At 72.1% G+C, this 13,365-nt stretch carries 16 protein-coding genes; 6 read left to right on the forward strand and 10 right to left on the reverse strand.

Features of this window, described 5'->3' with window-relative positions; genetic code table 11:
* The 5 genes from MOJ79_RS03890 to MOJ79_RS03910 are packed head-to-tail and all read left to right on the forward strand — an operon-like array spanning position 1 to position 3,130.
* On the forward strand, positions 1-369 hold the full coding sequence (locus MOJ79_RS03890) for a Na+/H+ antiporter subunit C (RefSeq protein ID WP_241923075.1): 369 nt from the start codon (positions 1-3) through the stop codon (positions 367-369).
* A complete protein-coding gene (locus MOJ79_RS03895; RefSeq protein WP_241922945.1) occupies positions 366-1,985 on the forward strand; it encodes a monovalent cation/H+ antiporter subunit D in 1,620 nt (539 codons plus the stop codon). The genes MOJ79_RS03890 and MOJ79_RS03895 overlap by 4 nt, the downstream gene beginning before the upstream one ends.
* Positions 1,982-2,494, forward strand: a complete 513-nt coding sequence (locus MOJ79_RS03900) for a Na+/H+ antiporter subunit E (RefSeq protein ID WP_241922946.1) — start codon at positions 1,982-1,984, stop codon at positions 2,492-2,494. Before MOJ79_RS03895 ends, MOJ79_RS03900 begins: the two co-directional genes overlap by 4 nt.
* The gene (locus MOJ79_RS03905; protein ID WP_241922947.1) at positions 2,491-2,775 is read left to right on the forward strand and encodes a K+/H+ antiporter subunit F; all 285 of its coding nucleotides are present in this window, start codon (positions 2,491-2,493) and stop codon (positions 2,773-2,775) included. Before MOJ79_RS03900 ends, MOJ79_RS03905 begins: the two co-directional genes overlap by 4 nt.
* A gap of 13 nt (positions 2,776-2,788) precedes the next feature.
* Positions 2,789-3,130 carry a Na+/H+ antiporter subunit G gene (locus MOJ79_RS03910; RefSeq protein WP_241922948.1) on the forward strand — a complete coding sequence of 114 codons (342 nt, stop codon included), beginning with the start codon at positions 2,789-2,791 and terminating at the stop codon, positions 3,128-3,130.
* A gap of 127 nt (positions 3,131-3,257) precedes the next feature.
* On the opposite strand, the gene MOJ79_RS03915 is transcribed toward MOJ79_RS03910, so the two are convergent.
* From MOJ79_RS03915 to MOJ79_RS03960, 10 genes are read right to left on the reverse strand one after another with little or no spacing between them, the layout of a single operon-like run.
* Positions 3,258-3,509, reverse strand: a complete 252-nt coding sequence (locus MOJ79_RS03915; protein WP_241922949.1) for a DUF1049 domain-containing protein — start codon at positions 3,507-3,509, stop codon at positions 3,258-3,260.
* Positions 3,510-3,540: 31 nt separating this feature from the next.
* The gene (locus MOJ79_RS03920; RefSeq protein WP_241922950.1) at positions 3,541-3,882 is read right to left on the reverse strand and encodes a cation:proton antiporter; all 342 of its coding nucleotides are present in this window, start codon (positions 3,880-3,882) and stop codon (positions 3,541-3,543) included.
* Positions 3,879-4,175, reverse strand: a complete 297-nt coding sequence (locus MOJ79_RS03925; protein ID WP_241922951.1) for a monovalent cation/H+ antiporter complex subunit F — start codon at positions 4,173-4,175, stop codon at positions 3,879-3,881. Before MOJ79_RS03925 ends, MOJ79_RS03920 begins: the two co-directional genes overlap by 4 nt.
* On the reverse strand, positions 4,175-4,537 hold the full coding sequence (locus MOJ79_RS03930) for a Na+/H+ antiporter subunit E (RefSeq protein ID WP_241922952.1): 363 nt from the start codon (positions 4,535-4,537) through the stop codon (positions 4,175-4,177). Before MOJ79_RS03930 ends, MOJ79_RS03925 begins: the two co-directional genes overlap by 1 nt.
* 1 nt (position 4,538) lies before the next feature.
* A complete protein-coding gene (locus tag MOJ79_RS03935; RefSeq protein WP_241922953.1) occupies positions 4,539-5,993 on the reverse strand; it encodes a complex I subunit 5 family protein in 1,455 nt (484 codons plus the stop codon).
* Positions 5,990-6,433, reverse strand: coding sequence for an NADH-quinone oxidoreductase subunit K (locus MOJ79_RS03940; RefSeq protein ID WP_241922954.1), 444 nt, complete (start codon positions 6,431-6,433; stop codon positions 5,990-5,992). The genes MOJ79_RS03935 and MOJ79_RS03940 overlap by 4 nt, the downstream gene beginning before the upstream one ends.
* Positions 6,430-6,885, reverse strand: a complete 456-nt coding sequence (locus tag MOJ79_RS03945) for an MnhB domain-containing protein (protein ID WP_241922955.1) — start codon at positions 6,883-6,885, stop codon at positions 6,430-6,432. Before MOJ79_RS03945 ends, MOJ79_RS03940 begins: the two co-directional genes overlap by 4 nt.
* Positions 6,882-9,170: a hydrogen gas-evolving membrane-bound hydrogenase subunit E gene (mbhE, locus tag MOJ79_RS03950; RefSeq protein WP_241922956.1), complete on the reverse strand. Its 2,289-nt coding sequence runs from the start codon at positions 9,168-9,170 to the stop codon at positions 6,882-6,884. Before mbhE ends, MOJ79_RS03945 begins: the two co-directional genes overlap by 4 nt.
* Positions 9,171-9,173: 3 nt before the next feature.
* Positions 9,174-10,259: a calcium/sodium antiporter gene (locus MOJ79_RS03955; RefSeq protein WP_241922957.1), complete on the reverse strand. Its 1,086-nt coding sequence runs from the start codon at positions 10,257-10,259 to the stop codon at positions 9,174-9,176.
* On the reverse strand, positions 10,256-11,113 hold the full coding sequence (locus tag MOJ79_RS03960) for an ion transporter (RefSeq protein WP_241922958.1): 858 nt from the start codon (positions 11,111-11,113) through the stop codon (positions 10,256-10,258). Before MOJ79_RS03960 ends, MOJ79_RS03955 begins: the two co-directional genes overlap by 4 nt.
* Before the next feature lie 238 nt (positions 11,114-11,351).
* On the opposite strand from MOJ79_RS03960, the gene acs reads away from it, so the two are divergent.
* Entirely contained in the window at positions 11,352-13,322 is a 1,971-nt protein-coding gene (gene acs, locus MOJ79_RS03965; protein WP_241922959.1) for an acetate--CoA ligase, read from the forward strand.
* Positions 13,323-13,365: the final 43 nt, after the last annotated feature.

Raw genomic sequence — 13,365 nt, forward strand, 5'->3', positions numbered from 1 at the left:
ATGGAGTTCCTGGTCGCCACCGGGATCGGCTGGGTCGTCGCGGTGGGCATCTACCTGCTGCTGCGCGGGCGCACGTTCCCGGTCGTGCTGGGCCTGTCGCTGATCGGCTACGCCGTCAACGTGTTCATCTTCGCGATGGGGCGCCTGTGGGCCGGCGCGCCGCCGATCCTCTCGCCCGAGGCCGCTTCCTTCGCCGACCCGCTGCCGCAGGCGCTGGTGCTGACCGCGATCGTGATCGGCTTCGCGACCACCGGCTTCGTGATCGAGCTCGCGCTGCGCAGCCGGCACGACAACGGCAGCGACCACGTCGACGCGCAGCCCGACCGCCCGCAGGCCGACCCGCAGCACGGCCAGGAGGGCGGCCGATGAGCTGGTTCGCCGACCACCTGCCGATCCTGCCGGTGCTGCTGCCGTCGGTGACGGCCATCGTGCTGCTGCTGCTCGGCGATCACGGCGGCGACGCGCACGGCGGCCACGGCCACCACAAGCTGCTGTGGGCGCGGCGCATCGCGCTGGCGTCGACGCTGCTGTTCCTCGTCGTCGCGGCGCGCCTGGCCGTCGAGGCGGCGGGCGGCGACGTGCGCGCCTACCGCGTCGGCGACTGGCCGGCGCCGTACGGCATCGTGCTCGTGATCGACCGCCTCGGCGCGCTGATGCTGCTGCTCACCGCCGTCGTCGCGCTGCCGGTGCTGTGGTACGCCACCGGCGGCTGGGACGCGCACGGGCGCCACTTCCACGCCATCTTCCAGTTCCAGCTGATGGGGCTGGGCGGCGCCTTCGTCACCGGCGACCTGTTCAACCTGTTCGTCTTCTTCGAGGTGCTGCTGATCGCCTCGTACGTGCTGATGCTGCACGGGCAGGGTGCCGAGCGCATGCGCGTCGGCGTGCACTACGTGGTGCTGAACCTGACGGCGTCGGCGCTGTTCCTGATCGGCGTCGCGCTGCTGTACGCGAAGACGGGCACGCTGAACCTGGCCGACCTCGCGCTGCGCGTGCCCGAGGTCACGGCGCCCGAGTCGGTCGTCGTGCAGGCCGCGGCGCTGCTGCTGCTGGTGGTGTTCGGCTTCAAGGCGGCGCTGATGCCGCTGGCGATGTGGCTGCCGGCGACCTATGTGGCGGCCAGCGCGCCGGTGGCGGCGCTGTTCGCGATCATGACCAAGGTCGGCGTCTACGCCATCGTGCGCGTGCACGGCGTGGTGTTCGGCGCCGGGGCCGGCGACTCGGCGCTCACGGTGGCGCCGCTGCTGCTGCCGCTGGCGCTGGCCACCAGCGTCGTCGGCGTGCTGGGCGCGCTGGCGGCGCGCACGCTCGGGCGGCTCGTCGCGTGGCTGACGGTGGCCTCGGTGGGCACGGTGCTCGCCGCACTCGGCCTGTTCACGCCGCAGGCGTGGTCGGCGGCGCTGTACTACATGGCCAACAGCACGCTGGTGGTGGCCGGGCTGTTCCTGCTCGCCGAGCTGGTGGCCGCGCAGCGCGGCGACGTGGCCGACCGGCTCGAGCCGGCGTCGCCGGTCGCGCAGCCCACGCTGCTCGGGCTGATGATGCTGCTGGCCGCCGCGTCGGCCGCGGCGCTGCCGCCGCTGCCGGGCTTCATCGGCAAGCTGATGATCCTGGAGGCCTCGGCGGCGCACGCCTGGCAGGTCACGGTGTGGGTCGTCGTGCTCGGCGTCGGCTTCCTAACGCTGGTGGGGCTGGCGCGCGCCGGCAGCGTGTTGTTCTGGCACGTGCGCCCCGAGCTGCCGGCCGCCGGCCCGGCGGGAGCGAGCCCCAAGCTTGTCGGCGCGACGATGGCGCTGTTCGGCGCCACGGTGGCGATGAGCGTGTTCGCCGCGCCGCTGCAGCGCTACACCGACGCCGCCGCGCAGCAGCTCGTCGACCGCGCCGCCTACGCGCGCGCCGTGCTCGGCAGCGAGGCGCTGGACACCACCAAGCCCTATCGCTTCGAGCCGCGCCGCGGCGCGCCGGCGCCGGAGACCCCGCGATGACGCCGCGCCACGACCCCCGGGACGACGGCGGCTGGCTCGCGCACCCGGCGCTGTCGGTGCTGCTCGCGGTGGTGTGGCTGCTGCTGCGCCAGAGCATCGAGCCGGCCGACCTGATCGCCGCCGCCGTGCTCGGCCTCGTCGTGCCCAGGCTCGCGCACTGCTTCATCGGGCCGGCGGCGAACCCGCGCGCGCTGGGCACCGCGCTGCGCTTCACGTTCGTCGTGCTGTGGGACATCGTGGTGTCCAACGTCACGGTCGCGCGCATCGTGCTGAACCCGGCGTCGGACCCGAGGCCGGCCTGGGTGCCGGTGCCGCTGGACACTCGGCACCCCACCGCGATCACACTGCTGGCCACCATCATCACGACGACGCCGGGCACCGTGTCGTGCGTCGTCGACGACGCGCACGGCCAGATCCTCGTGCACGCGCTCGACTGCGACGACCCGGCCGAGATGGCCGCGCAGATCAAGCAGCGCTACGAACGACCGCTGATGGAGATCTTCGGATGACGCCGACCGAACTCGTCGCCTGGGCGCTGGACTTCGCGTTCGTCACCGTCGGGCTCGCGCTGCTGGTCAGCGCGGTGCGCCTGCTGCGTGGCCCCGAGGCGCCCGACCGCGTGCTGGCGCTGGACACGATGTACATCAACGTCGTCGCGCTGGTGATCCTGTTCGGCGTGCGCTTCGGCACCGGGCTGTTCTTCGAGGCGGCGCTGCTGATCGCGCTGCTGGGCTTCGTGTCGACGGTGGCGCTGTCGCGCTACCTGAGCCGCGGCGACGTCATCGAGTGAGGGAGGGCCGGCGATGATCGAGCAACTGCATTGGGCCTGGGCCGTGGCGATCGCGGCGATGCTGGTGGTGGGCGGCGTCTTCGCGCTCGTCGGCGCCGTCGGCATGCTGCGCTTTGCGGACTTCTACATGCGCCTGCACGCGCCGACCAAGGCAACGACGCTCGGCGTGGGAGGCGTGCTCATCGCGAGCATGGCGGCCAACTGGTCGCAGGGCAACCACGGCCTGCACGAGCTGCTGATCACGCTGTTCCTGTTCATCACCGCGCCGGTGTCGGCCAACCTGATGGCCAAGGCCGCGCTGCACCTGCGCGCACCGTCGAAGGCGGCGGTGCCGCCGGGGCAGCCGCATCCCTGAAAGCTCGCGCCAGCACCACGGCGCGCAACGTGCCGCCTTGCCTGCGCGCGAAGGCACCCCCGGGCGCCGCCAGATCGGCGGCCGTCATTCAGCGGGCGTCTTGCCGGCCGAGACGGTGGGCACCGTCCTAGGGCTTGGGCGCTGCATCGGCATCCGCAGGCGCCTGTTGCGACGCCTTGCGGACCGCGCCGCGCAGCAGCGCCAGCAGCGAACCGCCGGTGAGCATGCCGAGGACGTAGACGACGGCCACGAGCACCGACGCGGGCAACGTCAGCGAGGCGGTGAGGAAGGTGATCGTCACCGACTGAAGGTTCTGCAGCTTGAACGTGACGAGCGCAGCCAACGCCAGCACGACGATCGCCAGGTAGACATAGCGCATCGCGATTCCTCCCGTTTCGTTCTGGGCACCGTCACTCGGCGGCGCGCGTGACGTCGGCTGCATCGCCCACGCGCGGTGCGCGCGCCACCTGCTCTTCCAGCGCCGCCTCGCGCACCGCTGCGCGTGCGAGCAGGTGCGACGCCACCGGCAGCGTCGCGAGCAGGAAGCCGACGATCAGCGCCAGGCGCCAGGCCCAGTCGGCCTGCGGCACGGCGGCGGCGGCGCCCGCGCAGACCAGGGCCAGCGCCAGCGTGCCGGCCTTGGTGGCGGCGTGCTGACGCGCCAGCGCGTCGGGCAGCGTGATCACGCCCCAGGCGGCGATCACGAGCAGCAGCGCGCCAGCGGCGATCAGCACGGCGGCGAGCACGCTCATCGCGGGGCCTCCTCGTGCGTCGTGGGTGCGTCGCGCCGCGGCGCGCGCTCGACGAGGCGCGCCCAGCCGATCGTCGCGACGAAGCCGACCAGCGCCAGCCCGATCGCGACGTCGAGGAACACGGTGCGCCCGGTGGCCAGCGACGCGGCGATCGCCAGCGCGATGCCGGCGGCCAGGAAGATGTCGAGCGCCACGACGCGGTCGGCGTTCGTCGGCCCGGCGACGATGCGCACGGTGGCCAGCACCGACGCGGCGAGCGCCAGCACGACGAGCAGGCCCACGGCCACCGCCATTATCGCCGTGCCTCCGCCGCCGGCGTGCCGAACAGCGCCACCAGCCCGGGCTCGAATTCGCGGCGGATGCCCTGCACCAGCGCGTCGGTGTCCGACGCGTCGAGCACGTGCAGCAGCAGCTCGCGCCGGTCCATGTCGATGTCGATCGTCGTCGTGCCCGGCGTCAGCGACACCATGCAGCCCAGCAGCGCGGCGCCTTGCGCGCTCATCGGCGCGAAGCCCACGCGCAGCAGCGCCACCGGCGGCGGCGTGCCGCCGGGCCGGCCGCTGGCCAGGATCACGCGCACCGTCTGCAGGCCCGAGACGACGACGGCGCGCAGGAAGCGCAGCAGCAGCACGAGGGCGGCGATGGGCTTTTTCATCTCAGCGTGCTCCCAGCGTGGCCGCGGCGGCCTGCGCGTAGGCCACCAGCGGCTGCGGGTTCAGGCTGATCGACACCGTGACGGCGGCCAGGCCCACCGTCGCAGCCCACGCGGGCGCCAGGCGCACGTGGCGCGGCGCGCGCCAGGTCTTGTCGGGGTGCGGCTTCCAGAACGCCTCCATCCAGATCTTCATCATCGAGTACAGCGTCAGCACGCTGACCAGCAGCGCGATGACGGTCCACACGACGCGGCCCTGTGCGATGGCCTCCTGCAGCACGAGCAGCTTGGCCCAGAAGCCCGACAGCGGCGGGATGCCCACCAGCGACAGCGCCGGGATCAGGAACAGCACCGCGAGCCCGGGGCGCAGCGCGTACAGGCCGCCGACGCGGCGCAGGTCGTAGCTGCCTGTCAGGCGCCAGACGATGGCGGCGATCAGGAACAGGTTGGCCTTCACGACGATGTGGTGCACCGTGTAGAACAGCGTCGCCGCGTTGCCGGCCTCGCTGGCCAGCGCGATGCCGAGCAGGATGTAGCCGATCTGGCTGACGATGTGGAAGGCCAGGATGCGCCGCATGTCCCAGTGGTAGGCCGCGCCGAGCACGCCGAACAGCATCGTCGCAGCGGCGATCCAGCCGAGCACTTCGTACAGCAGCGCCGGCGCCGGCGCGAACACGTCGCCCAGCGTGCGCAGCACCGCGTAGACGCCGACCTTGGTCAGCAGCCCGGCGAACAGCGCCAGCACCGGCGCCGGCAGCGTGTGGTAGCTCGCCGGCAGCCACGCAAAGAGCGGGAACGCGCCGGCCTTGACGAGGAAGGCCAGCGTCAGCGTCGCCAGCACCGCGGTGGCCAGTGCCGGCGTCAGCGTGTCGGCGGCCTGCGCGAGCGCGCCGTAGTTCAGGTGCCCGGTGGCGGCATACACGGCGCCCACCGCGGCGAGCAGCAGCATCGTGCCGAACAGGTTCAGCGCCAGGTACTTGAAGGTGGCGTCGAGCTGGTCGAGCCGCGCGCCGATCGCGAACAGGCCCAGCGCGCAGATCAGCATCACCTCGAACCACACGTAGAGGTTGAACAGATCCGCCGTCGCGAACGCGCCGCCGACCCCGGCCAGCACGCCGTGCACCAACGGCAGCAGCAGCGGGTGGCGCGGCTGCGTGTCGGCGTCGCTGGCCAGGAACAGCAGCGACGCCGCGCCCATCAGCGCGGTGATCAGCACCAGCGCGGCACCGGTGCGGTCGACGTGGAACTGGATGCCGTACGGCGCGGCCCAGCCGCCGAACGCGGCGTCGGCCGGGCGGTCGGCGCCGGCCAGCGCGACGAGCGCGATCGCGCAGGCGAGGAACACCACGACGCCGGTGAAGCTCAGCGCCTGCTGCGCGGCGGGCCGGCGGCTCGCGAGCGTCGTCGCGACGACGGTCGCGAGTGGCACCAGCACCGGGGTCACCACGAGTGCGCTCATGGCCGGTCCGCCCCCATCGCCTCGGCCGTGGCGGGCTCGACCTCGGGCTCGGTGCCCGGCGCCGGCAGCGGCGGCTTGACCGGGTCGGTCGGGTGCGGCTCGGCGTGGCGCAGTTCGAGCGCGTCGTCGGTGCCGGCGTCGCGGATCAGGCGCAGCACCAGCACGAGGCTGAAGCACACCAGCGCGAAGCCGATCACGATCGCGGTGAGCACCAGCGCCTGCGGCAGCGGGTTGGCGGCCTCAAGGGACAGCACCTCGCCGCCCAGCGGCACGACGGCCGGCAGCGCCGAGCCGACGCGGCCCGACGCGAACAGCAGCAGGTTGACGCCGCTGCCCAGCACCGCCAGCCCGAGCACGACGCGCAGCACGTCGCGCGACATCGCGAGGTACAGGCCCGCCGTCACGGTGACCCACACGACGAGCGCGAAGGCCCAGATCATCGCGGCGCCTCCGGCTCGTCCGCCGCCAGTTCGTCGTCGTCGATCGCCAGCAGCGCCAGCGCGTAGCCGGCGAGCGCACCCCACACGCACAGGTACACGCCGAGGTCGAACACCAGCACCGTCGACACCTTGACGCCCACCAGCGGCAGCGTGCCCCACCAGTGGGTCAGGAAGGCGTCGCCGACGACGAGCGCCGGCAGCCCCGACAGCGCGGCCAGCCCGACGCCGACCGCCGCCAGCGTCACCGGCGAGCCCGAGGGCAGCCGCTTCGCCGCGGCCTCGCTGCCGTGCGCCACGGCCCACAGGATCGACGCGCTGGCGGCGACCAGCCCGCCGATGAAGCCGCCACCGGGCTCGTTGTGGCCGCGCAGCAGCACCCACACCGACGCAGCCAGGATCAGCCCGTACAGCGGCCCGGCGGCGGCCTCGAGGATCACGAGCCGGCGGTTCACGGCGTGTCTCCCTGCGTGCGCCGGCGCAGCGCCTGCAGCAGCGGCAGCGCGGCCAGCAGCGACAGCATCACGACGGTGATTTCGCCCAGCGTGTCGAGCGCGCGGAAGTCGACGAGGATCACGTTGACGACGTTGCGCCCGAAGGCCTCGGGCACGCTGGCCTGGGCGAAGAAGCGCGACAGCGTCGCGTCGAACGGGCCGGCGGCGGCCACCAGCAGCAGCGCGGTGACGACGCTCGCGAAACCGGCGGCCACCGCCAGCGCCAGCGGTCGCACGCGCGGTTCGGCCAGGCTCGCCGCGCGGCCGAGCCTTTTCAGCTTGAGCAGCACCGCCGCGACGACGATCACGAACACGGTTTCGACGGTGAACTGCGTGAACGCGACGTCGGGCGCGCCGGTGTAGAGGAACAGCACCGCGCTGCCGTAGCCCACGAGCCCGGTGGCCAGCAGCAGCGTGAGCCGGTCGCGCAGCACGGCGGCGAACAGCGCGCCGAGCACGATCAGCACGACCGCGGCGCCGACGCCGAGGCTCGGCGCCTCGAACGCGGGCCACGCGAGCGCGCCCGCGCCGGCCACCAGCGCCGCCGCCATCGCCAGCGTGACGCTGGCGACGACGAGGCCCGTGTAGGTGGGCAGGCGCCCGTCCTGCAGTGCGCGCGTGGCGGCCGCGGCCACGCGCGGGATCCACAGCAGCGAGCGCTCGTACAGCGAGGCCATGCCGATGCGGCCGATGCGCTGCGCCGCAGCCTCGAACAGGCGGTGCAGCGGGTCCCAGAACGCGTAGACGGCGGCGCCGATCGCCAGCGTCACCGCCAGTGACGTTAGAGCCGGACCGATCTGCAGCGACAGGCTCACGGCCAGCGCCTCGGTCGACGGCGTCATCGACAGCGACGCCTGCGCGATCAGGTCCTGCACGACGAACGGGAAGATCCCCAGCACGATGCCCACCAGCGCCAGCGCCAGCGGCGGGATCACGAGCGCCGGGCCGCCCTCGTGCGCGTCGGGCGTCTCGTTGGTGCCGGGGTGGCGCCAGAACACGCGGATCGCCGCGACGCCGGCCACTGCGACCGCGATCGCGCCGAACACGGTGTTGGCGGCCTTTGCGAACGCGAACACGTCGCCGGCGCTCTTGGCCTCGAGGATGATGTCCTTCGCGACGTAGCCGAACGACAGTGGCATGCCGGCCATCGACGCACCGGCCAGCAGCGCGGCGGCGGCGGTGAACGGCATCGCGTGGCGCAGGTTGCCCAGGCGGTCGATCACGCGCGTGCCGGTGCCGTGGTCGACGTTGCCGGCGACGAAGAACAGCGGCGCCTTGTACAGCGCATGCGCCAGCAGCAGCGCGCCCACCGCGACCGTCGCGCCGTCGCCCTTCAGGCCGACCAGCATGACGAGCGTGCCGAGCGTGGCGACCGTCGACCACGCGAGGATGCGCTTCAAGTCGCGCTCGCGCAGCGCGAGCACCATGCCCCACGCCGCGGTGATCGAGCCGGCGGCCTTGAGCAGCAGTTCCCACAGGTCCCAGTCGCCGAAGCCGGGGTCCAGACGCGCGAGCAGGTACACGCCCAGCTTGACCATCGTCGCCGAGTGCAGGTAGGCCGACACCGGCGTCGGCGCCGACATCGCGTTGGGCAGCCAGAAGTGGAACGGGAACTGCGCGCTCTTCGTGAACGCGCCGACCAGGATCAGCAGCAGCGCGGCGGTCAGCGCCGGCGTCGCCTGCGCCGTGGGCAGCCACGCGACGATCTCGCGGATCGACGCCGTGCCCGCGGCCTGCGCGAGCACGATGAAGCCGGCCAGCAGCGCGAGCCCGCCGGTGCCGGTGACCATCAGCGCCTGCTGCGCCGACTTGCGGCTGTCGGGCTTCTCGTGGTCGAAGCCGACGAGCAGGAACGAGATCAGGCTGGTGGCTTCCCAGAACAGGAACAGCACGATCAGGTGGTCGGCCGTGACGCAGCCGATCATCGCGACCATGAACAGCGTCAGCAGCACGTACAGCCGCCGCTGCTGCGGGTGGCCGGCGAGGTAGCCGCCGGCGTAGACGAACACCGCGGTGCCGACGCCGGTGATCATCAGCAGCATCAGCACCGCCAGCCCGTCGACGTGCAGCGCGAAGGCGATGCCCAGTGCCGGCACCCACGCCGCCTGCCACACGATCGGCAGGTCGAACGTGGCGAGCAGCCACAGCAGCAGCGCGAGCGCCGACGCCGGCACGAGCGCGAAGGCGAGCCGCGCCGGCACGCTCATCGCGGTACCGGGCAGGGCGAGGGTCGCGGTGCCGGCCATCGCTCAGGCGGCCTTCGCCGGGCGGAACATCGCGACCACCAGCGTGACGATCGTCAGCGGGATCGCGAAGCCGAGCATCACGTTCGAGAACGCGCCCAGCGCCGCGTGGTGCTGCGCCGCGAGCACGAGGTAGGCGGTGTAGGCGGCGTAGTAGCCGAGGAACAGCGCGCCCTCCCAGCGCGCGATCTCGCGCCCCGACAGGAACACCGGCAGGCACGCGACGAGCGCCGCGAGCATGACCCACAGGTCGAAGTGGCGCACCGCGTCGGGCACGGCGAGGCCGCCGAAGCCGGCAAACCCGGCCGCCAGCCCGGCCAGCCCGATGACGCCGAAGATGTTGAACACGCAGCTGCCGACGACGTTGCCCACCGCGATGTCGCGTTCGCCCTTGATCGCCGCCAGCGTCGACGCGGCGACCTCGGGCAGCGAGGTGCCGGCGGCGACGATCGTCAGCCCGACGACGGTGTCGCTGACGCCCAGCGCCTTGGCGAACACGACGGCGGCCGAGACGAGCGCCTGCGAGCCGCCGACCAGCAGCGCCAGCCCGACGACGACCAGCGCCACCTGCACCGATGGCCGGGCGTCCCAGCCGGCGGCGGCCGGCTTCAGCTCGGCGGCGTAGTCGTCGGTGCGCGTCGCGCCCTCGGCGCGCGACTGGCGGATCAGGAACACGGTGTAGGCCATCAGCAGCGCGAACAGCAAGGCGCTGTCGAACAGACCGAGGGTGCCGTCGAGCGCGAGCACGAGCAGCAGCACCGCACCGCCGATCATGATCGGCGCCTCCTGGCGGATCACCTGCACGTGCACCGCCAGCGGCGTGATCAGCGCCGCCAGCCCGAGGATGAACAGCACGTTGAACGTGTTGCTGCCCACCGCGTTGCCGAGCGCGAGGTCCGTCGTGCCGCCGAGCACGGCGCCGACCGAGACGGCCATCTCGGGCGCGCTGGTGCCGAACGCGACGATCGTCAGCCCGACGACGAGCGGCGAGATGCCGAGCGCGAGCGCGAGCCGGGACGCGCCGTGCACGAGCGCCTGCGCGCCCGCGACGAGCGCGACCAGGCCACCGACGAACATCAGGATGTGGATCAACCGGACCTCCCCGAACCCGACGTCGCTTGATCCTGCAGTAGGGTCCGGAGTTCCGCGATCTCGGCGCGCAGCGCACGCACTTCGGCATGCAGGTCGGCCTCGATGTGCTCGCGTGCCCGGTCGACCGCCGCGACGGTCGTCGCCTTCTCGTCCTCGGTGAAGTTCTGCATCGCGCTGACGATGATGCCGATGAACAGGTTCAGCATCGTGAACGTCGCCACCAGGATGAACGGGATGAAGAACAGCCACGCGTACGGGTAGGTCTCCATCACCGGGCGCGAGATGCCCATCGACCAGCTCTCGAGCGTCATCACCTGGAACAGCGTGTACAGCGAGCGCCCGAGCGTGCCGAACCAGTCGGGGAACGACGCGCCGAAGAGCTTGGTCGCGATGACACCGAACACGTAGAAGATCAGCCCGAGCACCGCGGCGATCGAGCCGAGTCCGGGGATGGCCGCCAGCAGCCCGCCGACGACGCGGCGCATCGACGGCACGATCGTCAGCACACGCAGCACGCGCAGCACGCGCAGCGCGCGCAGCACCGCGAACGGGCCGCTGGCCGGCACCAGCGCGATCGCGACGACGGCGAAGTCGAACACGCTCCACGGGTCGCGGAAGAAGGCCGCCCGGTGCGCATACACGCGCGCGGCGATCTCGGCGACGAAGACGGCGAGCATCGCGCGGTCGAGCGCCGACAGCACGTCGCCCCAGGCCACCGTCACCGTCGCCGAGGTCTCCAGGCCGAGCACGACGGCATTCGCGATGATCAGCGCGAGGATCGTGTGCTGCACCGCGCGGCGGTCGAGGAACGCGGCGACGCGGTGGCGCAGCGGGGGCGGGGCGGCGGTGTCCACGGCAGGCAGGGTGGTAGGGGGATGCAGGGGCGGTGACGCGGCGCGATTGTGCCGGCGCGGCGCCGCGGCCGCGGCAGCCGGGGGAACCGGCTGGCGCGCCGCGGTCCTTCCCCGATGCGCAGGCCCCGCGGCGGGCCTTAGAGTAAGGACTTCGTCAGCGCTGGCGGTGACATTTCGCGCCAGTCGTCGCCAACGCGACACGCATTCGGACACGGATTCGGCAACCCGGGAGACAACGATGAGCGACAGCACCACCAAGCTCTACGAACCGCCTGCGGACCTCGTGAAGGCCGCCTATGTCAGCGGCATGGACGGCTACCGAAAGCTGGTCCAGCAGGCTGAGGCCGACTACGAGGGCTACTGGGCGGGTCTGGCCCGTGAACTGATCAGCTGGAAGAAGCCGTTCACGCAGGTGCTCGACGAGAGCAACCGCCCGTTCTTCAAGTGGTTCGCCGACGGCACGCTCAACGCGTCGTACAACTGCCTCGACCGCAACGTCGAGCGCGGCCTCGGCGACAAGGTCGCGATCATCTTCGAGGCCGACGGCGGCGAGGTCACGAAGGTCACGTACCGCGAGCTGCTCGCGCTGGTCAGCCGCTTCGCCAACGCGCTGAAGGCGCGCGGTGTCAAGAAGGGCGACCGCGTCGTGATCTACATGCCGATGTCGGTCGAGGGTGTGGCCGCGATGCAGGCCTGCGCGCGCATCGGCGCGACGCACTCGGTCGTCTTCGGCGGCTTCTCGGCGCAGAGCCTGCGCGACCGCATCCAGGACGCCGGCGCGGTGATGGTGATCACCGCCGACGAGCAGAAGCGCGGCGGCAAGGCGCTGCCGCTGAAGGCCATCGTCGACGAGGCGCTGGGCATGGGCGGCTGCGAGACGATCCGCCACGTGATCGTCTACAGGCGCACCGGCGGCGCGATCGCGTGGAAGGACGGCCGCGACCTGTGGCTGCACGACGAGCTGGCCAACGCGAGCGACCAGTGCGAGCCCGAGTGGGTCGAGGCCGAGCACCCGTTGTTCCTGCTCTACACGTCGGGGTCGACCGGCAAGCCCAAGGGCGTGCAGCACTCGACCGGCGGCTACCTCGTGCACGCGGCGCTGACGACGAAGTGGACCTTCGACCTCAAGCCCCACGACATCTTCTGGTGCACCGCCGACATCGGCTGGGTGACCGGCCACACCTACATCACCTACGGGCCGCTGGCGCTCGGCGGCACCGAGATCGTCTTCGAAGGCGTGCCGACGTACCCGGACGCCGGCCGCTTCTGGAAGATGATCCAGGACCACAAGGTCACGATCTTCTACACCGCGCCCACGGCGATCCGCTCGCTGATCAAGGCCGCCGAGGCCAACGAGGCCGTGCACCCGAAGCGCTACGACCTGTCGAGCCTGCGCATCCTCGGCTCGGTCGGCGAGCCGATCAACCCGGCGGCGTGGGAGTGGTACCACGCCAACGTCGGCGGCGGGCGCTGCCCGATCGTCGACACGTTCTGGCAGACCGAGACCGGCGGCCACATGATCACGCCGCTGCCGGGCGCCACGCCGCTGGTGCCGGGCTCGTGCACGCTGCCGTTCCCGGGCATCGACGCCGCGGTGGTCGACGAGACCGGCAAGGAGGTGCCCAACGGGCAGGGCGGCATCCTCGTGATCCGCAAGCCGTGGCCGAGCATGATCCGCACGATCTGGGGCGACCCCGAGCGCTTCAAGAAGAGCTACTACCCCGACGACTTCAAGGGCCAGTACTACCTGGCCGGCGACGGCGCGATCCGCGACAAGGACACCGGCTACTTCACGATCACCGGCCGCATCGACGACGTGCTGAACGTGTCCGGCCACCGCATGGGCACGATGGAGATCGAGTCGGCGCTGGTCAGCTGCACCGATCTGGTCGCCGAAGCGGCCGTCGTCGGCCGCCCCGACGAGACCACCGGCGAAGCGATCTGCGCCTTCGTCGTGCTCAAGCGCCCGCGCCCGACCGGCGAGGAAGCGAAGAAGATCGCCAACGAGCTGCGCAACTGGGTGGCCAAGGAGATCGGCCCGATCGCCAAGCCGAAGGACATCCGCTTCGGCGACAACCTGCCGAAGACCCGCTCGGGCAAGATCATGCGCCGGCTGCTGCGCAGCATCGCGCGCGGCGAGGCGATCACGCAGGACACCTCGACGCTCGAGAACCCCGCGATCCTCGAGCAGCTGTCGCAGACGAACTGAGCGCAGGTCGCCTGCGTGTGAAGGGCCCTGCGGGGCCCTTCGT

It is taken from the genome of Calidifontimicrobium sp. SYSU G02091, assembly GCF_022631395.1.
GTDB classification, from domain to species: Bacteria; Pseudomonadota; Gammaproteobacteria; order Burkholderiales; family Burkholderiaceae_C; genus Calidifontimicrobium; species Calidifontimicrobium sediminis.